Annotated in this window: 22 protein-coding genes and 1 tRNA gene; 22 read left to right on the plus strand and 1 reads right to left on the minus strand. The window is 40.5% G+C overall.

The window, feature by feature from the left end:
* Positions 1-10: 10 nt before the first annotated feature.
* From DXB43_RS06105 to xerD, 7 genes are all read left to right on the plus strand, one after another.
* Complete coding sequence (locus DXB43_RS06105; RefSeq protein WP_117698723.1) at positions 11-217, plus strand: helix-turn-helix transcriptional regulator; 207 nt, start codon at positions 11-13, stop codon at positions 215-217.
* A gap of 299 nt (positions 218-516) precedes the next feature.
* A complete protein-coding gene (recA, locus tag DXB43_RS06110) occupies positions 517-1,605 on the plus strand; it encodes a recombinase RecA (RefSeq protein WP_117698724.1) in 1,089 nt (362 codons plus the stop codon).
* Complete coding sequence (locus tag DXB43_RS06115) at positions 1,605-2,222, plus strand: regulatory protein RecX (protein WP_117698725.1); 618 nt, start codon at positions 1,605-1,607, stop codon at positions 2,220-2,222. The genes recA and DXB43_RS06115 overlap by 1 nt, the downstream gene beginning before the upstream one ends.
* A 126-nt stretch (positions 2,223-2,348) precedes the next feature.
* Complete coding sequence (gene rny, locus DXB43_RS06120) at positions 2,349-3,869, plus strand: ribonuclease Y (protein WP_416390266.1); 1,521 nt, start codon at positions 2,349-2,351, stop codon at positions 3,867-3,869.
* Between the two features lie 144 nt (positions 3,870-4,013).
* Positions 4,014-4,583, plus strand: a complete 570-nt coding sequence (locus tag DXB43_RS06125; RefSeq protein WP_117841141.1) for an NUDIX hydrolase — start codon at positions 4,014-4,016, stop codon at positions 4,581-4,583.
* Positions 4,584-4,605: 22 nt separating this feature from the next.
* Complete coding sequence (locus DXB43_RS06130; RefSeq protein ID WP_117947076.1) at positions 4,606-5,181, plus strand: stage II sporulation protein M; 576 nt, start codon at positions 4,606-4,608, stop codon at positions 5,179-5,181.
* 201 nt (positions 5,182-5,382) lie between these two features.
* Positions 5,383-6,267 (plus strand): site-specific tyrosine recombinase XerD, encoded by an 885-nt coding sequence (gene xerD / locus DXB43_RS06135; protein WP_117947077.1) that lies wholly within the window; start codon positions 5,383-5,385, stop codon positions 6,265-6,267.
* Between the two features lie 157 nt (positions 6,268-6,424).
* Here the strand turns inward: xerD and DXB43_RS06140 are convergent, their stop codons facing one another.
* The gene (locus tag DXB43_RS06140) at positions 6,425-7,456 is read right to left on the minus strand and encodes a 3-deoxy-7-phosphoheptulonate synthase (RefSeq protein ID WP_022243243.1); all 1,032 of its coding nucleotides are present in this window, start codon (positions 7,454-7,456) and stop codon (positions 6,425-6,427) included.
* A gap of 204 nt (positions 7,457-7,660) precedes the next feature.
* Between DXB43_RS06140 and DXB43_RS06145 the strand changes: the two genes are divergently transcribed.
* The 15 genes from DXB43_RS06145 to DXB43_RS06215 all read left to right on the plus strand — a co-directional run bounded on the left by DXB43_RS06145 (position 7,661) and on the right by DXB43_RS06215 (position 23,561).
* On the plus strand, positions 7,661-8,179 hold the full coding sequence (locus tag DXB43_RS06145; protein WP_117947078.1) for a MarR family winged helix-turn-helix transcriptional regulator: 519 nt from the start codon (positions 7,661-7,663) through the stop codon (positions 8,177-8,179).
* A 42-nt stretch (positions 8,180-8,221) separates the two neighbouring features.
* The gene (locus DXB43_RS06150) at positions 8,222-10,540 is read left to right on the plus strand and encodes an ABC transporter ATP-binding protein (protein WP_117947079.1); all 2,319 of its coding nucleotides are present in this window, start codon (positions 8,222-8,224) and stop codon (positions 10,538-10,540) included.
* 1 nt (position 10,541) lies between these two features.
* Positions 10,542-12,395: an ABC transporter ATP-binding protein gene (locus DXB43_RS06155; protein WP_022243240.1), complete on the plus strand. Its 1,854-nt coding sequence runs from the start codon at positions 10,542-10,544 to the stop codon at positions 12,393-12,395.
* 47 nt (positions 12,396-12,442) lie between these two features.
* Positions 12,443-12,514: transfer RNA gene (locus tag DXB43_RS06160), tRNA-Arg, on the plus strand.
* A gap of 138 nt (positions 12,515-12,652) precedes the next feature.
* Positions 12,653-13,930 (plus strand): SH3 domain-containing protein, encoded by a 1,278-nt coding sequence (locus tag DXB43_RS06165; RefSeq protein ID WP_117841137.1) that lies wholly within the window; start codon positions 12,653-12,655, stop codon positions 13,928-13,930.
* Positions 13,931-14,078: 148 nt separating this feature from the next.
* Positions 14,079-14,819 (plus strand): pseudouridine synthase, encoded by a 741-nt coding sequence (locus DXB43_RS06170; RefSeq protein ID WP_117947080.1) that lies wholly within the window; start codon positions 14,079-14,081, stop codon positions 14,817-14,819.
* 22 nt (positions 14,820-14,841) lie between these two features.
* Complete coding sequence (gene ligA, locus DXB43_RS06175; protein WP_117841135.1) at positions 14,842-16,815, plus strand: NAD-dependent DNA ligase LigA; 1,974 nt, start codon at positions 14,842-14,844, stop codon at positions 16,813-16,815.
* Positions 16,816-16,893: 78 nt separating this feature from the next.
* Positions 16,894-17,826: a homoserine O-acetyltransferase MetA gene (gene metA / locus DXB43_RS06180; RefSeq protein WP_022243236.1), complete on the plus strand. Its 933-nt coding sequence runs from the start codon at positions 16,894-16,896 to the stop codon at positions 17,824-17,826.
* 46 nt (positions 17,827-17,872) lie between these two features.
* The gene (locus DXB43_RS06185; RefSeq protein ID WP_117947081.1) at positions 17,873-18,352 is read left to right on the plus strand and encodes a hypothetical protein; all 480 of its coding nucleotides are present in this window, start codon (positions 17,873-17,875) and stop codon (positions 18,350-18,352) included.
* Positions 18,353-18,354: 2 nt separating this feature from the next.
* A complete protein-coding gene (locus tag DXB43_RS06190) occupies positions 18,355-20,319 on the plus strand; it encodes an EAL domain-containing protein (protein WP_117947082.1) in 1,965 nt (654 codons plus the stop codon).
* Positions 20,320-20,341: 22 nt separating this feature from the next.
* A complete protein-coding gene (locus DXB43_RS06195) occupies positions 20,342-20,719 on the plus strand; it encodes an Asp23/Gls24 family envelope stress response protein (RefSeq protein ID WP_022243233.1) in 378 nt (125 codons plus the stop codon).
* A gap of 97 nt (positions 20,720-20,816) precedes the next feature.
* On the plus strand, positions 20,817-21,212 hold the full coding sequence (gene nusB, locus DXB43_RS06200) for a transcription antitermination factor NusB (RefSeq protein ID WP_197420811.1): 396 nt from the start codon (positions 20,817-20,819) through the stop codon (positions 21,210-21,212).
* Positions 21,209-22,426, plus strand: a complete 1,218-nt coding sequence (gene xseA / locus DXB43_RS06205) for an exodeoxyribonuclease VII large subunit (protein WP_117947083.1) — start codon at positions 21,209-21,211, stop codon at positions 22,424-22,426. Before nusB ends, xseA begins: the two co-directional genes overlap by 4 nt.
* Positions 22,423-22,674, plus strand: coding sequence for an exodeoxyribonuclease VII small subunit (xseB, locus tag DXB43_RS06210; RefSeq protein ID WP_117841131.1), 252 nt, complete (start codon positions 22,423-22,425; stop codon positions 22,672-22,674). The genes xseA and xseB overlap by 4 nt, the downstream gene beginning before the upstream one ends.
* Positions 22,674-23,561, plus strand: a complete 888-nt coding sequence (locus tag DXB43_RS06215) for a polyprenyl synthetase family protein (RefSeq protein WP_022243229.1) — start codon at positions 22,674-22,676, stop codon at positions 23,559-23,561. The genes xseB and DXB43_RS06215 overlap by 1 nt, the downstream gene beginning before the upstream one ends.
* Positions 23,562-23,591 lie beyond the last annotated feature (30 nt).

The raw sequence follows: 23,591 nt of genomic DNA on the forward strand, positions 1-23,591 counted from the left end.
GGAGACTTTTATGGCAAAGACAAAACGGCAGATTACTCCAATGGGGAAAGAAATAAAGCGCAGGCTGGTAGAACTTGAGATGAGTCAGGAAGAACTTGCAACATCGGTTGGGTGCAGTCCGCAGTATATCAATCATATCATTTATGGAGAACGGTCTGGTGAGAAGTACTTAGAACAGATTTTCCTGATTCTTGGTATGGATCAATATCATGATTAAAAAGATGGAACGATTGCCAGAGGTTTCCATTGTTTATAGAAAATTAATTTGTAACCGGAATCTTATTATGTTAAGATAAGGATACCTTTCCATGAGAGACTTCAGAAAGAAGTCTTTTTTCTTTACATGAGAATATTTACAGTCTATAAAATATTTGGCTATTCTGCCGGGTATACCCACTTTACAGAATGTATAGGGACAGAAAAAAATATTTTCTAAAAATGCAGTTGACATTTGGAAGAAAGTATACTACTATAATATCAGAAAACGAACATAAGTTCGCATGAAGGAGAATTGACATGGCGAGAGATGTAAAAGATACGAGAAGAGACAGCAGTAAAGAAGATAAATTAAAGGCACTGGATGCTGCTATATCCCAGATTGAGAAGCAGTACGGAAAAGGTTCTGTTATGAAACTGGGGGATGAGAGCAACCGGATGAATGTGGAGACTGTTCCGACAGGAGCATTAAGTCTTGATATTGCTTTGGGATTAGGCGGACTTCCTAAGGGAAGAATTATTGAGATATATGGACCGGAGTCCAGTGGTAAGACGACCGTTGCCCTGCATGCAGTCGCTGAGGTACAGAAGCGTGGAGGAATTGCCGGATTTATTGATGCTGAGCATGCATTAGACCCGGCATATGCGAAGAATATCGGAGTAGATATTGATAATCTTTATATTTCACAACCGGATAACGGAGAACAGGCACTTGAGATTACAGAGACTATGGTCAGATCCGGTGCAGTAGATATTGTAATCGTAGACTCTGTTGCAGCACTGGTGCCAAAGGCAGAGATTGATGGTGATATGGGAGATTCCCATGTGGGCTTACAGGCAAGACTAATGTCACAGGCACTTCGTAAGCTGACTGCAGCAATCAACCGTTCTAACTGTATTGTAATCTTTATTAACCAGTTGCGTGAAAAGGTTGGAGTTATGTTTGGTAATCCGGAGACAACAACCGGTGGCCGTGCATTGAAATTCTATTCTTCCGTACGTCTTGATGTACGTCGAATTGAATCCTTAAAACAGGGTGGAGAAATTGTCGGTAACCGTACCCGTATTAAAGTAGTGAAGAATAAAGTGGCACCGCCATTTAAAGAGGCTGAATTTGATATTATGTTCGGAGAAGGAATTTCAAAAGAAGGAGATATCCTTGATCTGGCTTCTGAACTTGGTATTGTAAATAAGTCCGGTGCATGGTATGCATATAATGGAGATAAGATTGGCCAGGGTCGTGAAAATGCCAAGACTTATCTGAAAGAGAATCCACAGGTCTGCCAGGAAATCGAAGAAAAAGTAAGAGCTCATTATGCAGTGGATAAGAGTGAAGAAGAAACAGAGACTTCAGCTGCAAATGGACCGGAAGTTCTTGATGCAGAGTAATGGACAGAATTGTTTCAGGGATAACAGAATATAAGAAAAACAAATATAAGGTGTGTATGGATGATGGTACACACCTTGTATTATATAAAGGTGAGGTGCACCGCTACAGATTACAGGAAGGGCAGACCGTAGACGAGGCACTGTATCAGGAACTCTTTTATGAAGTAGTAGGTAAGCGGGTGAAAAAACGGGCACTTGCACTTTTAGAGAAGATGGACCGGACAGAACAGGGGCTTTACCGGAAACTGGCTGAGAGTGAATATCCGGAAGAACTGATTCTTGATGCCATAGAGTATGTGAAGAAATATCATTATATTGATGACATGCGCTATGCAAGAAATTATATCAGTTACCGACAGGGCAGTAAGAGCCGCCGCCGGCTACAGCAGGAACTGATGCAGAAGGGAGTTCCCAAAGAAATTACAGAGCAGGCCTTAGAAGAAATCTATGAAAATAATGATACAGAAAAAATTGCTGAAATATTAAAAAAGAGACATTATAATCCGGAGCAGCCGGATGCAAAGGAAATGCAGAAACAGTATGGATATCTGATGCGGAGAGGATATAAAAGTGAAGACATTTTACGTGTAATGAAATGTCCGGACTACTTGACATAATATTAGAAAAAGTATAAAATTTATTTATTGTTATTTATGACAGATGAATGAATATTTATGTTATATGAACAATGAAAATTGAATAAAGGAGGTGCTCCTGTGCAGGCAGTAATTATAGCTGTTGTAATTACATTTATTGTCACATGTGCTATCACCTGGTTTGTTGCAAATGCATACCAGAAAAAGCAGACTGCTTCAAAGATTGGCAGTGCAGAAGATAAAGCCCGTGAGATAATAGATGAAGCTGTGAAGACCGCTGAGACGAAGAAGAGAGAATCTTTGCTTGAGATTAAAGAAGAGTCGATTCGTACGAAGAACGAATTGGACAAGGAAATCAAGGAAAGAAGAAACGAAATTCAGAGAAACGAGCGCAGAGTGGAACAGAAGGAATCCAATCTGGATAAGAAACTGGAAGCCATTGAGAAGCGCGAAGCAGGTTTTGCAGCAAAAGAAGAAGAGCTGAACAAACAGAAAGCTGAAATTACAAAGCTTCATGAAGAGCGTGTACGGGAACTAGAAAGAATCTCAGGACTTACCTCCGACCAGGCAAAAGAATATCTATTAAAAACTGTTGAAGAAGATGTAAAGCTTGATACTGCAAAATTAATCAAAGAGATGGAGCATCAGGCAAAAGAAGAAGCTGGAAAGAAAGCAAAAGAATATGTGGTTACTGCAATTCAGAAATGTGCTGCAGACCATGTGTCAGAGACAACCATCTCTGTAGTACAGCTTCCGAATGATGAGATGAAGGGAAGAATTATCGGACGTGAAGGAAGAAATATCCGTACGTTAGAGACGCTGACTGGTGTAGATTTAATTATCGATGATACACCGGAAGCAGTTATCCTTTCCGGATTTGATCCAATACGAAGAGAAGTTGCTCGTATTGCATTAGAGAAATTGATTGTAGACGGACGAATTCATCCGGCTAGAATTGAAGAAATGGTAGAAAAAGCGCAAAAAGAAGTTGAAACCATGATTCGTGAAGAGGGTGAAGCTGCTACTTTAGAAGTAGGTGTACATGGCATTCATCCGGAACTTGTGAAATTATTAGGCCGAATGAAATTCAGAACCAGTTATGGTCAGAATGCATTAAAGCATTCTATAGAAGTAGCACAGCTTTGTGGCTTACTTGCGGCTGAAGTTGGTGTAGACGTAAGATTGGCAAAACGTGCAGGACTCCTGCATGATATTGGTAAATCAGTAGACCACGAAGTAGAAGGTTCACATATTCAGATTGGTGTGGATTTATGTAGAAAATATAAAGAATCTCCGCTTATTATCAATGCGGTAGAGGCACACCATGGCGACGTAGAGCCAGAGTCATTGATTGCTTGTCTGGTACAGGCAGCCGATACAATTAGCGCAGCAAGACCAGGTGCAAGACGCGAGACAATGGAAACATATTCCAACAGATTAAAGCAGTTAGAAGATATTACAAATGAATTTAAAGGTGTAGATAAATCTTTTGCAATTCAGGCGGGTAGAGAGATTCGTGTAATGGTAGTTCCTGAACAGATAAGTGATGCTGAAATGGTATTACTTGCCCGTGATATTTCAAAGCAGATTGAATCTGAATTAGAATATCCAGGTCAGATTAAGGTAAACGTAATTCGTGAATCACGTGTAGTTGATTACGCAAAATAAGCAGGAAATAAGTGTCCGAAGAGTGAAAGCTTTTTGGACACTTATTTTTTTGCTTTACAGGAAATTGCTTTCCTGCAAAGTAAAAAAGCTCTACGAGAAAAAACAAGTAATGAGGAATAATCTGTAAGAAAAAAGGAGAATACAATGGAACAGGACCATCAGGAAGAAAAAAGAATCAGAAGAGTTAACAGGGAGTTAAAATATCAGGGCGCAATCGTGGATGTTTATTCAGACACCATCGAGACACCGGATGGAAATATTGCATACTGGGATTATGTGGAACACAGAAAAGGAGCTGCGGCAGTTGTGCCGGTTACACCGGAGGGCAAAATCTTAATGGTACGCCAGTATCGGAATGCATTAGACCGTTATACTATTGAATTGCCGGCAGGATGCAGAGATTCCCTGACAGAGGATACGAAAATAAGTGCCATGCGGGAATTAGAGGAAGAGACGGGCTTTCAGTGCGGTCATATCGAAAAGATGCTTTCTTTAAAGACGACCGTAGCTTTCTGTAATGAGTTTATTGATGTATATCTGGCAACGGATTTAAAACCGGGCAAACAGCATCTTGATCCGGAAGAATTTATTGAAGTAAGGGCATATGACCCGGAAGAATTATTAGAAAAAATTTATGCCGGAATAATCCAGGACAGTAAAACCGTAGCTGGTATCTTGGCATATTGTTACCGTTACCGGAATAATATGAAATAAGAAAATTAAGACAAGTGAATACATGGAAAGAGTATCGGGGATAAGAAGAGAAAAGCATCTTCATCTGTTAGAGGTGTTATTTTTAGGCTGTTTTGTGATTGGCATTATAGCTGCCAATCTGTATGGAAGAAGCCGTCTGCAGCAATATGGCATATTAAATGATTATTTCATACAGCAGTTAAAATATATTACGATAGAAAAACATGACTATTTTATTTATGTACTATCAGCAAGAGCACCGGTTGTCCTTACGTTAATCTTCTTTGGAATGACACCGTGGTACCGGGTTGTGAATAGCATATTTCTGATATGGAGTGGCTTTTCTTTTGGCTTTCTGTGCGTGATGGCAATCAGCAATATTGGCGCAGGTGCCATCTGGCTTATGATGATTGCGTTATGCCCACAATTTATTTTCTATGTGTCCGGATACCTGCTGTTATTAAAGTTAGAAGAAAAGTACCAGTGCGGAAAGGAACATGGAAAGCTTGGGGAATGGATCCTTTTGTGGGGGATTATATTATTATTGTTCTTTATCGGATTCTTAACAGAGGCATATCTGAATCCAGGTATGGTGCACTTCGTGTTGAAAAAAATATAAAAAATTTTACAAAATTTTTACAACATATTGTGGGTAGAAAAATAGAAATAAGATACATGTGGTAGATTTATGTAAATCAGCAAAAAACAGGCGAAAATATGAATTGCTTTTCCAAATTAGAATCATTATAATAGGGATTGTACTTGCCTTTTAGAAAAGAATAGAAGGGCATAAGAGAAAAAGAGTTAGGTGGTTACAGTTATGACACAGGAAATAGATGCTTTTATGAAGTATCTTCAGGAAGTAAAGAAAATATCGAAAAATACAGCGGTTTCTTATGAGACGGATTTGCGCAAAATGAAGGAATTTCTGTATTCTGAAGGTGTGCTTTCTGTGGAGGATGTCAGACAGGAACACTTAAAAATATATATGGAAAAGCAGGAGCAGGAAGGAAAGAAACCGGCAACGATTTCCAGAGGACTTGCATCCATGAAAGCCTTTTTTCAGTATCTTGTGGCACAGAATTATGTAAACCAAAATGTGACGGATGGATTAAAGGCACCCAAGTTAGAGAAGAAAGCTCCGGTTATTCTTTCTATGGAAGAAACCAGCCGGCTTTTAGACCAGCCAAACGGAAATACACCGAAGGAATTAAGGGACCATGCGATGTTAGAATTGCTTTATGCGACGGGAATCCGTGTCTCTGAATTGATTTCTTTGAAGTTAAGTGATATGAATTTGAAACTGGAATATGTTACCTGCAAAGATGCTCATAAAGAAAGAATTATTCCTTTTGGAGAAGCAGCAAAAGAGGCTCTGCAGCATTATCTGGAAGAGGGAAGATCATATCTTGTCAGTGAAGAGGGCAGTGAATATCTTTTCACCAACTGTTCCGGCAAAGAAATGAGCCGTCAGGGTTTCTGGAAATTAATCAAAGCCTATGGAAAGAAAGCCGGAATTGAGACAGAAATAACACCGCATATGCTGCGTCATTCTTTTGCAGCTCATCTGGTAAGCAATGGGGCAGATTTGAAAGCGGTTCAGGAAATGTTAGGACATGCAGATATTTCTACCACGCAAATCTATGCACAGATGAAACAGAGCAGAATCCGTGAAGTATATGCCAAGGCACACCCAAGAGGATAAAGAAGAAACTACGGGAAACACGCTTTGCGGGTTTCTTGCTACTTGTATAAATAGAAAAAGGAGGCAGCCATTTTCTTAAAAAATGGCTGCCCCCTTTTTTTGCTTTACAGGAAATTGCTTTCCTGTAAAGTAAAAAACGCTCCTGTAGATGGAATTATTATTTATTCATTTCTGCAATGTCATAGATAAGACGAGCGGAATCTTCCCAGCCTAAGCATGGGTCAGTAATGGATTTACCATAGATGTGTTCGCCGATTTTCTGATTGCCCGGTTCAATGTAGCTTTCAATCATAACACCCTTAATCATTTTGTGAATTTCAGGGGAGAGCTGACGGTTATGCATCACTTCTTTGACGATACGGATCTGCTCGAAGTATTTTTTATTGGAGTTAGAGTGGTTTGCATCTACAATAGCAGCCGGATTCTTAAGGTCACGTTCATTATACATTTCAATCAGACGCATAATATCTTCGTAGTGGTAGTTCTGTGTGCTGTTACCATGTTTGCTTACAGCACCACGGAGAACAACGTGAGTTAAGTCGTTACCAGGAGTCTCTACTTCATATCCGCGATATACGAAATGATGTGGATGCTGGGCAGCATATACGGAATTGAGCATAACGGAGAAGTCACCACTGGTCGGGTTCTTCATTCCGGATGCAACATCAAACCCACTGACTACAAGACGATGCTGCTGGTCTTCTACAGAACGTGCACCGATAGCAACGTAGGAGAGCAGGTCGTCAATGTAACTCCAGTTTTCCGGATAAAGCATTTCGTCGGCAGGGGTCAGACCACTTTCTTCAATGGTACGGATGTGCAGCTTACGCATTGCAATCAGTCCGGCAACCATATCAGGAGCTTTCTCAGGGTCAGGCTGGGTAGCAATACCTTTATAGCCTTCGCCGGTTGTTCTTGGCTTATTGGTGTAGACACGAGGGATAATAATCAGACGGTCTTTGACATCTTCTGCAATTTTGGTCAGGCGGCTGACGTAGTCGCAGACAGGTTCTTCGCTGTCAGCGGAACAAGGTCCGATGATAACTAAGAAACGGTTATCTTCGCCGGTTAAGACTTTACGAATTGCAGCATCCCGTTCTTTTTTTATCTGTGCCAGTTTCTCCGGAAGCGGATACTCTTTTTTGATTTCTTCCGGACTTGGTAATTGGTTTAAAAAATTAAAACTCATATTTTTAGTCTCCTTTAGTAAAAAAAACTTGCTTTTTTTATATTATAAGATTCGTTTTTAACTGTCAATGATATGATTTAATAATAATTTTATACTTTTTTAATTGACCTATCTTAATCATGGTGCTATTATTGTTTTCACATGTTAATAGTTAACAATGTTAAATAAATAGAAAATATAAAATGTAAAGAAAGGGAGGTGAAAATGATGCAGGGTTGTGGAAATGAAATATTTTCCATATTTAATCGTTTTCATCGTTTGAAAATCTCATCAATTCTGCCGGGGGTCTCATCCGTGGAAATGGGAACCTTAAAGACCATCGAGCATTGCCGCAAAGAAAAAGAGATGGCTACCAAAGAGACAGATGCCAAAGAGCCGGATAGCAAATCGATAGATGCAAAGGTTACGGTATCGGAAGTGGTACGTTATATGCGTGTGGCAGCACCGGCGGTGTCCCGGACACTTCGTTCCCTGGAAGAGAAAAAATATGTTGAACGTATGGTGTGTGAGGGTGACCGGCGGAATGTTTATGTGAGAGTAACTGAGGAAGGAAAAGAGGTTTTAAATGAATGCAACCGGATTTTGAGTGAATTATTAAAGTCGGTTACGGAGAAAATGGGAGAAGAAGATATGAACCGGCTGATTGGCTATCTGAATAAATTAGAGCAGATAGCAGAGCTTGAGATTGAAAAGAGAAGACAGTTGAAACAGCAATTAAAATAGAAATATTTTATAAATAATATAGAAAAGGAAGGAACAGGAAAGATGCGGAAAATATTTAAAAATATGCTCCCGTACTGGCATATCATCGTGGTAATATTTCTCCTCCTTGGAGTGCAGGCTTATTGCGATTTGTCGTTGCCACAATATACATCCGATATCATCGATGTAGGAATCCAGAATAAGGGAATCAAACATATTTTGCCGGAAAAGATGCCGGAGGAAGAATATCAGCTGGCAGAACTTTTTATGACAGATGGTGAAAAGGATACTTTTGAAGCGGTCTATGAAAAAAAAGACGATACTTATGTATGTACTGCGGATAAAGAGACATTAGAAACATTGGATGATGAACTACTGACACCAATCGTACTGACTTACCGTATGGCAAATATGAGTGAAACGGATTTTAAGAATACGATTGCGGAAGCATTGGAGCAGAATCCGCAGAACCAGATTACCAAAGAAAGCTTAGATGAGATGTCCATTGAAGAAATCGGACAGATGATGCAGATGGAACTGACCACATATGAAGCGGAAAATGATGATGGCGAAATGGTAACTTATGTGGATATGCGTCCGATGATGAAGCAGCTGATTGCAAGCGGTGCAATGACGCAGGATGGTATAGCACAGTCCAGAGAATATATGGAAAATATGATAGATTCTGTGGGGAGCAGTACCTTACATGCCATGGGAACAGCATATGCAGCATCCTGTGACGAAAAGGCAGGACTTGATGTGGAGCATATCCAGAAGAATTATCTCTGGTCAGAGGGTGGAAAGATGGCAGCTATGTCATTACTCATGCTGGCAGTTGCAGTGGTAGTCGGATATCTTGCATCCAGAGTCGGCGCAGGAGTCGGAAGAGACTTAAGAGAGAAAATCTTTGGTAAGGTAGTAGGCTTTTCCAATACTGAGATGGATAAATTCTCTACCGCTTCCTTAATTACAAGAAGCACCAATGATATTCAGCAGATTCAGTTTGTAACAGCAATTATGCTTCGAATGCTTTTATATGCACCAATCATCGGAATTGGTGGAATTTATAAAGTATTAAAGACCGGAGCACATATGGAATGGATTATCGTAATGGCAGTACTGGTAATTTCCGGACTGGTTATGGTGTTGATGTCCATTACACTTCCGAAGTTCAAAATAATGCAGAAGTTAGTGGATGCCCTGAACTTAGTATCCAGAGAGATTCTTACGGGACTTTCCGTAATCCGTGCTTTTGGAAGAGAAAAAAAGGAAGAAGAGCGGTTTGATGAAGCAAACCGGAATCTTACCAGAACACAGTTATTTACCAACCGTGTCATGACTTTTATGATGCCGGGCATGATGTTTATTATGTATGGAGTAACCATACTGATTGTCTGGGTATCGGCACATCGTATTGATGCCGGACAGCTTCAGGTAGGAGCAATGACCGCATTTATTACTTATACCATGCAGATTGTTATGGCATTCCTGATGCTTACCATGATGTCTATTATGCTGCCGCGTGCCGGTGTTGCAGCAGACCGGATTGATGAAGTTATTACTACAAATTCTTCTATTATAGAAAAGGCAGAAAAAGAAACAATTGAAAAACATACCGGAAAAGTGGAATTCCATCATGTAAACTTCCGTTATCCGGGTGCAGATGAAGATGTATTGGAAGATATTGATTTTACAGCAGAACCGGGAAAGACAACAGCGATTATCGGAAGTACCGGCTGTGGAAAGTCAACGCTGGTTAATCTGATTCCGAGATTCTATGATGTAACAGCCGGTAAGATTACCTTAGATGGTGTGGATATCCGGAATTTAAGCTTAGCTGAATTAAGAGACGAAATCGGATTCGTACCACAGAAGGGAATTCTGTTTTCAGGAACCATTGCATCCAATCTGAAATTTGGCAGACCGGAAACTACGGAAGCAGAAATGACAGAGGCTGCAGAGATTGCACAGGCAACAGAATTTATTAATGAAAAGCCGGAAAAATATGACAGCGGGATTGCACAGGGTGGAACGAATGTTTCCGGTGGACAGAAACAGAGATTATCCATCGCCAGAGCAATCGCAAAGAATCCGAATGTTTATATCTTTGATGACAGTTTCTCTGCACTTGATATGAAGACCGATGCGGCACTGCGTAAAGCATTGGAGTCAAAAACAAAAGAAAGCAGTGTAATTATCGTGGCACAGCGAATCAGTACCATTTTACATGCCGACCAGATTCTTGTATTGGATGAAGGTAAGATTGTCGGAAAAGGTACTCATGAAGAATTATTACGGGATTGTGAAGTATATCAGCAGATTGCACAGTCACAGTTATCCGCAAAGGAATTGGGATTAGAAGAGGGAAAGGAGGAAAAATAACATGAGTAATGAGCAAAGTTATCGTGCACCACGTCGTAGAGGTCCGAGAGGACCAATGGGCGGTGGAATGATGCCGGGTGAAAAAGCAAAAGATTTTAAGGGCTCTTTCCGGAAACTTCTTTCTTATATTGGAAAATATAAAATTGGAATTGTTGCAGTTATGATACTTGCAATCTGTTCTACCGTATTTTCTGTATTAGGACCAAAGGTAATGGGTAAAGCTACTACGGCATTGGCAGACGGTCTGATGAATAAAGTAGCAGGAACCGGCGGAATTGATTTTACACTGATTGGAAAGATATTATTATTTACTCTTGGCTTATATATTATCAGTGCGGTATTCAGCTTTTTTCAGGGGTTTATTATGACTGGAATCACACAGAAAATCTGCTATCGTATGCGTAAAGAGATTTCTGAAAAAATCAACCGTATGCCGATGAAATATTTTGAAAGCAGAACTTATGGGGAAGTTCTTTCCCGTATTACCAATGATGTGGATACTTTGGGACAGAGCTTAAACCAGAGTGTGACACAGATTATTACCAGCGTGGCAACCATTATCGGAGTGCTTGTGATGATGCTTTCTATTTCACCACTGATGACACTGATTGCATTAGTAATTCTTCCGATTTCAGCGTTGATGGTTTCGGCAATTGCAAAATTTTCACAGAAATATTTCCGTACCCAGCAGGAGTACTTGGGACATATTAATGGACAGGTGGAAGAGACTTATTCCGGACATTTAGTTATCCAGGCATTTAATAAAGAAAAGGAAACCATAAAACGGTTTAATGATACAAACCATGTATTATATGAGTCTGCCTGGAAATCCCAGTTTTTATCCGGAATGATGCAGCCGGTTATGGTATTTGTCGGTAACCTTGGCTATGCAGGTGTGGCAATTTCCGGTGGAATGCTTGCAATTAACGGAACAATCGGAATTGGTGATATTCAGGCATTTATCCAGTATGTAAAGAGCTTCACCCAGCCAATCCAGCAGATTGCACAGGTCATTAACCAGGTACAGTCCATGACTGCAGCTTCAGAACGTGTTTTTGAATTCTTAGGTGAAGAGGAAGAAGACCAGACCACAGAAAATGCAGTGGAATTAAAGGATGTTCGTGGAGAAGTAGAATTCTCCCATGTGCATTTCGGATACAATCCGGATCAGATTATCATTAATGATTTCTCAGCAAAGGTAGAACCGGGACAGAAGATTGCCATTGTAGGACCAACCGGAGCAGGTAAGACTACCATGGTGAAGCTGCTGATGCGTTTTTATGATGTCAACAGTGGAAGCATCAGATTAGATGGTAACGATATCAGAAACTATAACCGCCGGGAGCTAAGAGATGCCTTCGGCATGGTACTTCAGGATACCTGGTTATTTAAAGGTACTATTATGGAAAATATCCGTTACGGAAGACTGGATGCCACGGACGAAGAAGTTATTGCAGCAGCAAAAGCAGCCCATGCCCATCATTTCATCCAGACACTGCCGGGTGGTTATAATATGGAATTAAATGAGGACGCCAGCAATGTATCCCAGGGACAGAAACAGTTGCTTACCATAGCCCGTGCCATTTTAGCAGACAACCGGGTATTGATTTTAGATGAAGCAACTTCTTCTGTTGATACCAGAACAGAGCACAGAATCCAGAAGGCTATGGATAACCTGATGAAAGGAAGAACAAGTTTTATTATTGCCCATCGTCTGTCTACCATTCGTGATGCTGATCTGATTCTTGTTATGAAAGATGGTGATATTATTGAACAGGGAAATCATGAAGAACTGTTACAGAAGAATGGTTTCTATGCACAGCTTTATAATTCCCAGTTTGAAGAAGCTTCTTAAATAAAACCTTTGATTTTTTTATATAGATGTGTTAGTATAAATAAGCTGCAACCGTAGTCTAATGGATAGAACGTCAGACTCCGACTCTGATAATGCGGGTTCGATTCCCGCCGGGTGCATTTTATAATTTATATTAACACATTTTTTTGCGGGATTTATGTCCCGCAAAACTTATAAGAAACGTTTTTCATTATTTACACGGGCAGCTCACAAAGCATACTTTTTTGGGGGTTATGGGTAAGGTTAGGAGGACAGATATGAAAGCGTCAGAAATCAAAGAAAAAATGAGTAAGATATCAAAGAATGATATAAGTAGTTTCTTTCAGAAGAACTGGAAATATTTTACTGCAGTAATATTATTTGTTGTATTGGCAGTAGTAATGATAAAATTCAGCAGTGGAAATAAAGATAAAGATAATGGACTTTCTACGGAACAGGGTACCGAATCAGAGAGCTTTCAGGTAGATGCCGTTCCGGAAATCAATACCCTGATGCAGAATTATTACAATGCATATGCGGCAGGTGATCTGGCAACATTACAGACCTATGCAACACCTGTTTCCGAGAATGAACAGAGCCTGATTACCATGATGTCACAGTATGCAGAGAGTTATCAGAATATCAAATGTTATACTAAGTCAGGATTAGAAGCAGATTCTTATCTTGTCTGTGTAACGCTGGATTTGAAATTCGCAGGAGTAGATACTACAGCACCTGGTATGGAGTTCTTCTATGTAAAGAAGAATGAGCAGGGAGCACTTTATATTGATAACTTATACAGCAGCTTTAACCGTCATTATAAAGAACAGCCGACCGATAATAATGTGGAAAACTTAATCAGTAGTTTTGAAACACAGGAAGATGTCATTGCATTACAGGCAGAAGTACAGGCAAATTATGAAAAAGCAATTGCTTCAGATGAAAATCTTTCTAATATGGTAACGGTTACAATTGCTGATGCATATAATGCATGGGCAACAGCAATCGCACAGGCACAGGCACAGCAGCAGCCGGCAACAGAGGAGACACCGGCGGAACCAGAGACACCGGCGGAACCAGAGACACCGGCGGAACCAGAGGCACCGGTGGAACCAGAGACACCAGCTGAGCCGGAAGTGACAACGGAGACGGTATATACACTGGATAAAGTAAATGTCAGACAGGAACCGAATGAGTCCGGAGCATTGCTTGGAACAGTTGAAAAGGGAACTGCACTGACAAGAACCGGCACGACAGAAGATGGATGGAGCAGCATTGATTACAATGGCACACCGGCATATGTAAAGAGTGACTATGTTTCAACAGAAGCACCGGCACAGGAGCCGGCGGCAGACACCAGCGGAATCGCAGCTGGCACTAAGATTACATTAACCAATACGGTTAATATCCGTTCCTCTATGAGTGAGACCGCATCCAAGGTTGGAGTTGCTTATGCAGGAGATTCTGTTACTGTTCAGATGAGCTATGCAGAAGGGTGGACAAAAGTTACCTGGAAAGATAAAGAAGGATATGTTAAGACAGAGTTCTTAAAATAATAAATAGATGGAGGTCTTAGGACCTCCGTTATTTTTACTTTACAGGAAATTGCTTTCCTGTAAAGTAAAAAACGCTCCGCGAGGATGTACCAAGACACATTCTTTGTTCCGCGGGCAGCGAGAAAATTTACACAGGGTGAAAATATTGATGGAAGAAAACGGAATCAGAATCAATAAATTTTTAAGTGAAGCAGGATATTGTTCCAGGAGAGAAGCGGACCGTCTGATTGAGCAGGGACGTATTACGGTAGATGGAAAAGTTCTTTCTGTCGGCTGTAAGGTGATGCCGGGACAGCGGGTGTGTGTAGATGGAAAAACAATAAAAAAAGAAGAGGAAATGATTCTTCTTGCATTTAATAAGCCGGTGGGCATTGTCTGCACTGCTGCAAAAGACGAAAAAGACAATATTGTTGATTATATTCATTATCCGAAACGTATTTATCCGGTAGGAAGACTGGATAAAGATTCCCAGGGACTTATATTATTGACAAATAATGGGGATATTGTAAATAAGATGATGCGTGCCGGGAATATGCATGAAAAGGAATATGAAGTTACCGTAAATCATGACATAACGGAGGCATTTTTAAAGAAAATGTCCGGGGGAGTTCCACTGGAAGAACTTGGTGTGGTTACAAGACCATGTGCAGTAGAAAAACTGGATGTGCGTAAATTCCGAATCATATTAACCCAGGGGTATAACCGGCAGATCCGCCGGATGTGTGAGTATTGCGGATATAAAGTAGTAAAATTAAAGAGAGTCCGCATTATGAATATAGAACTGGGCAGTCTCAAAAAAGGAAAGTACCGCAGAGTAACGGCGGAGGAGTGGACTGAGCTGAACCGGCGCATTTTAAATTCCAGCAATACAACAGTAATGCCAAAATAGATTGAGGGTAAGGAGCATATCCATGGATGAGAAGAAGAGAATCGAGGAACTGGTAAAAACGTTAAATGAGGCGTCCGAAGCATATTACAATGGACAGGATGAAATTATGTCAAACTATGAATGGGATGGCATGTTTGACGAACTGACCCGGTTAGAAGAAAAAACAGGATATATTCTGCCGGAAAGTCCGACACAGAATGCCGGATTTGAGGAAAGCAATGGTGAACGGGAAGCGCATGAATATCCGGCACTTTCCCTTGCCAAGACGAAACGGATTTCTGATTTACAGGTGTGGGCGGGAGAAAGACCAGTCTGGTTATCCTGGAAACTGGATGGATTAACATTGGTAGTAACTTATGATAACGGAAAACTTGTTAAGATTTTAACAAGAGGAAATGGAACCGTCGGCAGCAATATCACATTTATGAAGGATGCCATTGAAGGGATTCCAAAGACTGTAAAATATAAGGGACATCTGGTAGTCCGTGGCGAAGCGGCTATTACCTATACAGATTTTGAATTAATCAATGATACCATTGAAGATGATGATGAAAAATATGCCAATCCGAGAAATCTTGCATCCGGCACTTTAGGTCTGGATAAGAGCAATCTTGATAAAGTAAAGGAACGCCATATTCATTTTTATGCATTTACACTGGTGCATCTGGATGAAACAATGTCATCCTGGGGAGAACGGATGGATTATCTTGAGAAGCTTGGATTTACGACAGTAGCACATGAATTGACCGATGCGAAAGGGTTGGAGGAAGTTGTAGAACGCTGGACAAAGAAGGTAGAAGATGGTGAAATGGATATTCCGGTAGATGGACTGGTTATCTGTTATGAAGATAATGATTATGCCCAGACCGGTAATGTTACCGGACATCATGCGTCAAGAGCCGGTTATGCGTTTAAATGGCAGGATGTCTCTGCGGAGACCACATTAAAATATGTAGAGTGGTCCTGTGCGGCATCTACCATTTCTCCGGTAGCAGTATTTGAGCCGGTTGCACTGGAGGGAACCACCGTAAGCCGCGCCTCTCTTTGCAATATCAGTGAAATGGAACGTCTTGGAATCGGAGAAGATGGGAAGACAACACTTGATATTATTAAAGCAAATAAGATTATTCCAAAATGTATCGGCGTAAAGAAAAAGGAAGGAACTTTTACGATTCCGGAATTCTGTCCGGTATGCCATGCCAGAACGGAAATCAGAATCAGTGAACACAGCGGAACAAAGACTTTACATTGTACGAATCCGGACTGTACCGCAAAGCATGTAAAAAAATTCAGCCGCTTTGTCAGCAAGCCTGGCATGGACATTGACGGATTGTCCATACAGACCATGCTAAAGTTTATGAACTTAGGATATATCCATTATTTTGAAGATATTTATACACTTAAAAATCATGCGGATGAAATCCGCTCTTTAGACGGATTTGGCGAGAAATCCTGTAACAATATGCTGCAGGCAATTGAAAAGAGCAAAAACGTTGATCCGGTACATTTTATTTATGCACTATGCATTCCGCAGATTGGCACCGATGCAGGAAAGAAAATGATTGCTGCCCTTGGCACAGGAGGTTTCTTTCAGAAACTGCATGCAGGGGAAGGATTTGAGGATATTGACGGAATCGGACCGGAGCGTTCGACTTCCATGCTGGACTGGTACAGACAGAATCAAAACCGTCATACGGTAGCTGCATTAGAAGAAATATTAAACATTGCGGAAGTAGAGCCGAAGGTGACAGAGGGAGGAACCTGTGAAGGACTTACCTTTGTCATTACCGGTGATGTCCATCAGTTTAAAAACCGTACCGAATTTAAAGAGTATGTGGAGAGCCAGAACGGCTCTGTTACCGGCAGTGTTTCTAAGAAAACAGATTATCTTGTGAATAATGATATTGAATCCACATCATCAAAGAATCAGAAAGCAAAGAGTCTTGGCATTCCGATTATTTCTGAAGATATGTTTGTGGAACGTTTCGGAAAGTGAATTGCATATTGAAGTATTCGTAAAATTAAGGTATTATGAAATGAGATATGTGTATATGATGAAAAGAGGTTAGATAATATGCCGATTAAGATAATGAGCGATTTACCGTCCAGAGAGATTCTGGAAAGGGAAAATGTGTTTGTTATGGATGAGGGAAGAGCAGAACATCAGGATATCCGCCCAATCCGGATTGGAATACTGAATCTGATGCCATTAAAAGAAGAAACGGAACTGCAGTTGCTGCGTTCACTTGCAAATACACCATTACAGGTTGATGTTACCTTTTTAACGGTATCATCCCATGAATCAAAGAATACATCCATGAGTCATCTGAATCATTTTTATCAGACAATGGATGAAATCTGGGATGAGAATCTGGACGGACTGATTATAACCGGTGCACCGGTAGAAACCATGGAATACGAAGAGGTGGATTACTGGAAGGAAGTCTGTGATATTATGGAGTGGTCTAAGACCCACGTAACATCAACCCTGCATTTATGCTGGGGTGCACAGGCTGCTCTCTATTATCACTATGGTATCCCAAAATATATGCTGGATGAGAAAATGTTTGGAATTTTCGAACATCAGGTAAAGAACCGCAAAGTACCACTGGTAAGGGGATTTGATGACCGCTTTATGGCACCGCATTCGAGACATTCCGGAATCCGTAAAGAGGATATTGAGAAGGTAAAGGATATTACCATTCTTGCAGAATCAGAAAAAGCAGGTGTATTTCTGGCAATTGCCAATGAGGGACGCAAAATTTTTGTGATGGGACATCCGGAATATGACCGTTATACATTGGATGAGGAATATAAGCGTGATCTGCAGAAAGGGATGGATATTGCCATGCCGGAGAATTATTATCCGGACAATGATATCAATGCAAAACCATTACTGCAGTGGCGTTCACACGGTAATATGTTATATGCAAACTGGCTGAATTATTATGTGTATCAGCAGACACCATATGATTATATCAATACCAGAAAAATTGTGGGAAAATAAGCAGATTTCTTTTTGGAAAAAGGCTTAAGAAAATACAGGGGGCACAATGAAAACGGAGAAAAAAGGTGTAGAGGGACAACTTGATATTTTCGAAGCAATGAATCGTGCAGCAGATGCCATAGACCGGATGGTGGAAGAAGACCAGAAGAAAAAGAAGGCATCCGGAAATAAAACGGAATCCGGAGAGAAGTCTGCAAAAGCTGTAACCGGGCAGAAGAAAAACAAAGAGGATAAAATCATCCGTGGCTGTGATATGCATGCATCCATGCAGAAGACATTTCTAAACCCCGAAGACGGCGATTTTGCCATGATTGCTTATATTGACTACAACAAGGTTTATATCAGGGAATGGAATTCCCCGGCAGCGTTATATACTTTCGAAGAGTCAAAGAAGGCTGTGGATTTTTATATCGACAAACTGACGAAGATAAAGGAGGCAGGAATGGCAGAAGAAACAACAGAGCAGGAACCGTTCAGTGATGTAAAATATCTTTCAGATAATATTTATGCAGAGTGTGAGGGATAAGAATGGAGCATTTAGTATACTACGATATTGCGGCTGCATTTGTTCTTCTGACTGCATTAGTTGCTTATCATTTAAGAAAATACAGTGACAATTTTCAAAGCAGGGTATACCGCGTAATGTTGTATGCTCTGCTTGTTGTGTCTACCAGCGACTTTTTACTGTTCTGGGAGGGAATTACTTTTGGAAAAACAGGAACTACAGTCCTGCTCTATATCTGTATTTTAGGACAGGTTGTGGCAGCGGCAGCTTATCTTTTGTATATTCTGTGCCTGACAGGAAGAGTGGAACGCTTTATCCGGAAGGAAAAGGGATGGTTGTTTGTACCGGCCTGGATTGTAATCGCATTGCTGGTAGTACAGTTATTTATACCATATCTTTTTAAAGTGGAAACGGATGGCAGCTATCAGAGACAGAATGGAATTATGTTATTCTACCTATGTATGATTTATTTTTATCTGATGGGGGAAGTGTTTCTGGTTCGTTTCCGGAAAAGGCTCAGCTTTGAATTATTATTCTCTACGACTGTATTTGCAGTTGTAAGTGTATTTACACTGGTGCTTCATATTGCATTTCCGGGTTTCCGGTTTCAGTTTTTTGGAATGGCAATGTGTGTACTTTTATATCTGATTTCTTCGGAAAGACCACAGGAATATACGGTGCCGGAGCTTGAAATTATGAACCGGAGGGCATTTTTAAAAGAGTCAGAGGAACGCCTGTTAGGAAGTGAGCGTTTTCCGATGCTTGTCATTAAAGTGCATAATTTAAAGGTGATGCGGCAGACATTGGGAAATGATTCCGTCAATGAATTCCTGAAGGAAATGGCGGCATTTTTTCGTAAGCTTATCGACAATTCACGTATTTACCAGTTTTCACAGAGCGTATATGTGCTGGCGTTAGACCGGAAGAAGAAGGATATTGATTCTTCCTTACTGATCCGGCAGATTCTGAACCGGTTTGAACAGCCATGGCATTCCGGCAGTGTAGAGACAAAATTCCGGATTCATATCAGCAGTATTGTGTGTCCGCGTGATACGAATAATCTGAATGGATTAATTGACTATATCCAGTATATGCGTTCAATATCATCTGAAAATGGAAATGTAGTATTAAAGACTGCTGAGATGGATATTGACCGGCCAAAGAGGGAACTTCGTATCCGGAAACTTTTGAATGATGCAGTAGACCATAAAGGTTTCGAAGTCTTTTACCAGCCGATTTATTCGGTGACAGAAAACAGAATCGTATCTGCGGAAGCACTGGTCCGGCTGAAAAATCAGAGTATGGGCTACATTTCTCCGGAAGAATTTATTCCAATTGCAGAAAAGAGCGGAATGATTATGCAGATTGGAGAATTTGTATTTGAGACAGTCTGTCGTTTTATCCGGGAAAAGCAGCTTACAGACTATGGCTTACAGTATATAGAAATAAATCTGTCTGTGGTGCAGTGTATGCAGGAAAATCTTGCCGAGAGGTTGACGGAAATAATGAAGAAGTATCATGTAGCACCAGCCCAGATCAATCTTGAGATTACTGAGACAGCGGCAGCCCATAGTGATATGTTGGAAAACAATATCAAGATACTGCATAAGCAGGGCATTGAGTTTTCTTTGGATGATTATGGCTCAGGATATTCCAATACGGATTATCTGTTCCGGTTTCCATTCCGTATCGTAAAAATTGATAAAACCATTCTGTGGGAAGCATTTAAAAATGAAAAGGCAATGATTGCATTGCGTAATACTATCCGCATGATTAAAGAACTTGGGCTTGAGATTGTGGTAGAAGGAGTAGAAAATCAGGAATATGTAGATTATCTGACAGAACAGCACTGTGATTATCTACAGGGATATTTTTATTCCAAGCCGATTCCGGACAGAGATTTCTTAGAACTTTTACGCAGGGAAAATGTACAATATTATGCGGAAAGGTTTTCAAAAAATGAATTATCTGATATAATAACCACATAATATTTTTGTAGGAGGCAAAACGATGGCAGATAATAGAAAAGTTGTTAAAATAAAAGAAGATAACCTTGGGGAAGTACATGTGGCAGATGAGGTCGTTGCTATTATTGCAGGACTTGCAGCAACAGAAGTAGAAGGAGTTGCATCCATGGCTGGCAATATTACCAATGAACTGGTGAGCAAACTTGGAATGAAGAATTTATCTAAGGGTGTTAAGGTAGAAGTGGCAGAGAAAACGGTCAGCGTAGAAGTAGCTTTAAATATTTCTTATGGTTATTCTATTCCGGAAGTATCTGAGAAGGTACAGGAGAAAGTAAAATCTGCAATTGAGACTATGACAGGATTATCCGTAGCAATTGTTAATGTCAGAATTGCAACGGTTGACATGAAAAATACGAAATAAAACTTTTGTGATAACCGCAGATGTAGTATAATAAAGAATGCTGTTAAAGCATTCTTTTTTATAGTTACATGGAAGACCAATAATGAAAGGATACAACATGAGCAGGAGAGAAATCAGAGAACAGATATTTAAAATGTTATTCCGTGTGGAATTTCATAGTGAGAAGGAATACGAAGAGCAGATGAATCTGTTTATCGAAGAGAATGAACCGATTGAGAAGCCGGATGAGAGTTATATTGAAGACAAATTTAATAAGATTATTGCTGTTTTAGAGGAAATCGATAAGATTATCAATGAATCATCCAAAGGCTGGAAAACAACCCGTATGGGCAAAGTTGATCTGACCCTGATTCGTCTTGCTGTATATGAGATGAAATATGAAGAGGATATTCCAACCGGAGTAGCCATCAATGAAGCAGTAGAACTGGCAAAAAAATATGGAACAGATGATTCACCGGCATTTATCAACGGAGTATTGGCAAAAATCGCATGATAAAGAAAGTATATGGGGTAACCCAGATTAACCGATACATCAGAAATATGTTTGCCCAGGATTTTGTCCTGCATCAGGTATGTGTGAAGGGTGAGGTATCGAATTGTAAATATCATTCCTCCGGTCATATTTATTTTACTTTAAAGGAAAATAACAGTGCCATCAGTGCAATTATGTTTGCCGGTAACCGGGGTGGTTTATCCTTTCGTATGAAGGATGGCGACAAAGTCGAGGTAACAGGTTCTATTGAAGTATTTGAACGTGATGGCAGATATCAGATATATGCAAAAGAAATTACACTTGCCGGTGCAGGGGATTTATATGCCAGATTTCTTCAATTGAAACAGGAACTTGAGGAAATGGGCATGTTTGCGGAAGAGTATAAAAAACCGATTCCGCAGTATGCCGGACGTATTGGAATTGTTACAGCACCTACCGGGGCTGCAATACAGGATATCCGTAATATTGCTGCACGAAGAAATCCTTATGTGCAGCTTATTCTATATCCGGCACTGGTACAGGGTGAGGGTGCCAAAGAAAGCATTGTAAATGGGATTCATGCATTGGATGCCATGCATTTGGACATTATCATTGTGGGGCGTGGTGGTGGCTCCATAGAGGATTTATGGGCATTCAACGAAGAAATTGTTGCAAGGGCAATTTTTGAATGTGAAACACCGGTTATTTCTGCAGTGGGACATGAAGTGGATTACACCATTGCGGATTATGTGGCAGACTTGCGGGCACCGACTCCGTCTGCAGCGGCAGAACTTGCGGTATATGACAGGAATCAGATGTTACAGCGGATACAGACTGACCGGGTACATCTGATGCGCAGCATGAAGAGTAAAATTGCTGTGATACAGGGACGCATGGAGACACTGAAGGCAAGATTAATGCAACAGAGTCCTGTATATCGTCTGAACAGTCAGAAACAGTATCTGGGGGAATTACAGCTTCGCTTAGAGCATGGCATGACACAGCAGTTAGATAAGAATAAGGCAAGACTTCGGATGTTAGCCCAGCATTTCGATGATATTTCGCCATTGAAACGATTGGGACAGGGATATGCATATGTTTCTGACAGCCGGCAGAATGGTTTAAAAAGTGTTTCACAGGTTTCAAAAGGAGAACAATTGCAGATCAGTGTAAAAGACGGAACCGTTAAGGCAAGAGTAGAAGAAATCATATGCCAGGAGGAAATCGGAAGATGACAGATTATACAATCAATGAAAATGAGACAGATAATATAACGGAAAAAAAAGAAAATGAGAATTTAGAGGATTTATTTGCAGAAGTGGAACAGCTGATTGCACATATGGAGGAAGACATTTCTCTGGATGAATCCTTTCTCTGCTATGAGCAGGGCATGAAGAAGCTGAAACACTGCAGTGAGCGGATAGATTCGATTGAAAAGAAAATGTTAGTGTTGAATGAACAGGGAATGCTGGAGGAATTTTAATGGATATGACAGCAGAGCTTACAAAGCGGACAGAACAGATTGAAAACATCATAAAAAAATATCTTCCGGAGGAAGAAGGCTATCAGAAGCAGGTAATTGAAGCCATGAATTATAGTTTTCTTGCAGGAGGAAAGCGGTTAAGACCAATGCTGATGTTGGAAACTTACCGCATGTTTGGTGGAAAATCCGAGGTAATTGAGCCATTCATGGCAGCCATTGAGATGATTCATACTTATTCTTTAATTCATGATGATCTGCCGGCAATGGATAATGATGAATACCGCCGCGGACGAAAGACAACGCATATTGTCTATGGAGAAGCTATGGCAATTCTTGCCGGGGATGGTCTTTTGAATTTTGCCTATGAGACAGCATTGACAGCATTACAGACGGAACAGACGCCTAATGTGGCAAAGGCATTGCTTGTATTATCGCAGAAAGCCGGAATTTATGGTATGGTAGGGGGACAGACCGTAGATGTGGAAACGGATCAAACACAGTCTGTCACCAGAGACCAGTTAGATTTTATTTATAAATTAAAGACCAGTGCTTTGATTGAAGCGTCTATGTTAATCGGTGCAATTCTTGCAGGTGCCACGAAAAGCGAGCAGAAGATTATCGAAGAGGCGGCATCAGAGATTGGTCTGGCATTCCAGATACAGGATGATATTTTAGATGTTACCGGTAATCAGGAAGTGCTTGGGAAACCGGTTGGCAGTGATGCCAAAAACGAAAAGGCAACTTATGTTACATATGAGGGATTGAAAAAAGCACAGGAAGATGTGAAACGATATTCAAAACATGCAGTGAATTTATTAGAATCACTGGTGGTAAAAAATGAATTTCTGATTCATCTGGTAGAATATCTGATTCATAGGGAAAAATAAGAACTTCAGAAACCAAAGGAGTAAAGATAC

Origin of the sequence: Roseburia sp. OM04-10BH, assembly GCF_003462605.1 — a bacterium.
GTDB classification, from domain to species: Bacteria; Bacillota; Clostridia; order Lachnospirales; family Lachnospiraceae; genus Roseburia_C; species Roseburia_C amylophila.

Coding starts and splice junctions, on each gene's coding strand:
- DXB43_RS06105 (WP_117698723.1), top strand. CDS start 11: ATGGCAAAGACAAAACGGCAGATTACTCCAATGGGGAAAGAAATAAAG.
- recA (WP_117698724.1), top strand. CDS start 517: ATGGCGAGAGATGTAAAAGATACGAGAAGAGACAGCAGTAAAGAAGAT.
- DXB43_RS06115 (WP_117698725.1), top strand. CDS start 1,605: ATGGACAGAATTGTTTCAGGGATAACAGAATATAAGAAAAACAAATAT.
- DXB43_RS06125 (WP_117841141.1), top strand. CDS start 4,014: ATGGAACAGGACCATCAGGAAGAAAAAAGAATCAGAAGAGTTAACAGG.
- DXB43_RS06130 (WP_117947076.1), top strand. CDS start 4,606: ATGGAAAGAGTATCGGGGATAAGAAGAGAAAAGCATCTTCATCTGTTA.
- xerD (WP_117947077.1), top strand. CDS start 5,383: ATGACACAGGAAATAGATGCTTTTATGAAGTATCTTCAGGAAGTAAAG.
- DXB43_RS06140 (WP_022243243.1), bottom strand. CDS start 7,456: ATGAGTTTTAATTTTTTAAACCAATTACCAAGTCCGGAAGAAATCAAA.
- DXB43_RS06145 (WP_117947078.1), top strand. CDS start 7,661: ATGATGCAGGGTTGTGGAAATGAAATATTTTCCATATTTAATCGTTTT.
- DXB43_RS06150 (WP_117947079.1), top strand. CDS start 8,222: ATGCGGAAAATATTTAAAAATATGCTCCCGTACTGGCATATCATCGTG.
- DXB43_RS06155 (WP_022243240.1), top strand. CDS start 10,542: ATGAGTAATGAGCAAAGTTATCGTGCACCACGTCGTAGAGGTCCGAGA.
- DXB43_RS06165 (WP_117841137.1), top strand. CDS start 12,653: ATGAAAGCGTCAGAAATCAAAGAAAAAATGAGTAAGATATCAAAGAAT.
- DXB43_RS06170 (WP_117947080.1), top strand. CDS start 14,079: ATGGAAGAAAACGGAATCAGAATCAATAAATTTTTAAGTGAAGCAGGA.
- ligA (WP_117841135.1), top strand. CDS start 14,842: ATGGATGAGAAGAAGAGAATCGAGGAACTGGTAAAAACGTTAAATGAG.
- metA (WP_022243236.1), top strand. CDS start 16,894: ATGCCGATTAAGATAATGAGCGATTTACCGTCCAGAGAGATTCTGGAA.
- DXB43_RS06185 (WP_117947081.1), top strand. CDS start 17,873: ATGAAAACGGAGAAAAAAGGTGTAGAGGGACAACTTGATATTTTCGAA.
- DXB43_RS06190 (WP_117947082.1), top strand. CDS start 18,355: ATGGAGCATTTAGTATACTACGATATTGCGGCTGCATTTGTTCTTCTG.
- DXB43_RS06195 (WP_022243233.1), top strand. CDS start 20,342: ATGGCAGATAATAGAAAAGTTGTTAAAATAAAAGAAGATAACCTTGGG.
- nusB (WP_197420811.1), top strand. CDS start 20,817: ATGAGCAGGAGAGAAATCAGAGAACAGATATTTAAAATGTTATTCCGT.
- xseA (WP_117947083.1), top strand. CDS start 21,209: ATGATAAAGAAAGTATATGGGGTAACCCAGATTAACCGATACATCAGA.
- xseB (WP_117841131.1), top strand. CDS start 22,423: ATGACAGATTATACAATCAATGAAAATGAGACAGATAATATAACGGAA.
- DXB43_RS06215 (WP_022243229.1), top strand. CDS start 22,674: ATGGATATGACAGCAGAGCTTACAAAGCGGACAGAACAGATTGAAAAC.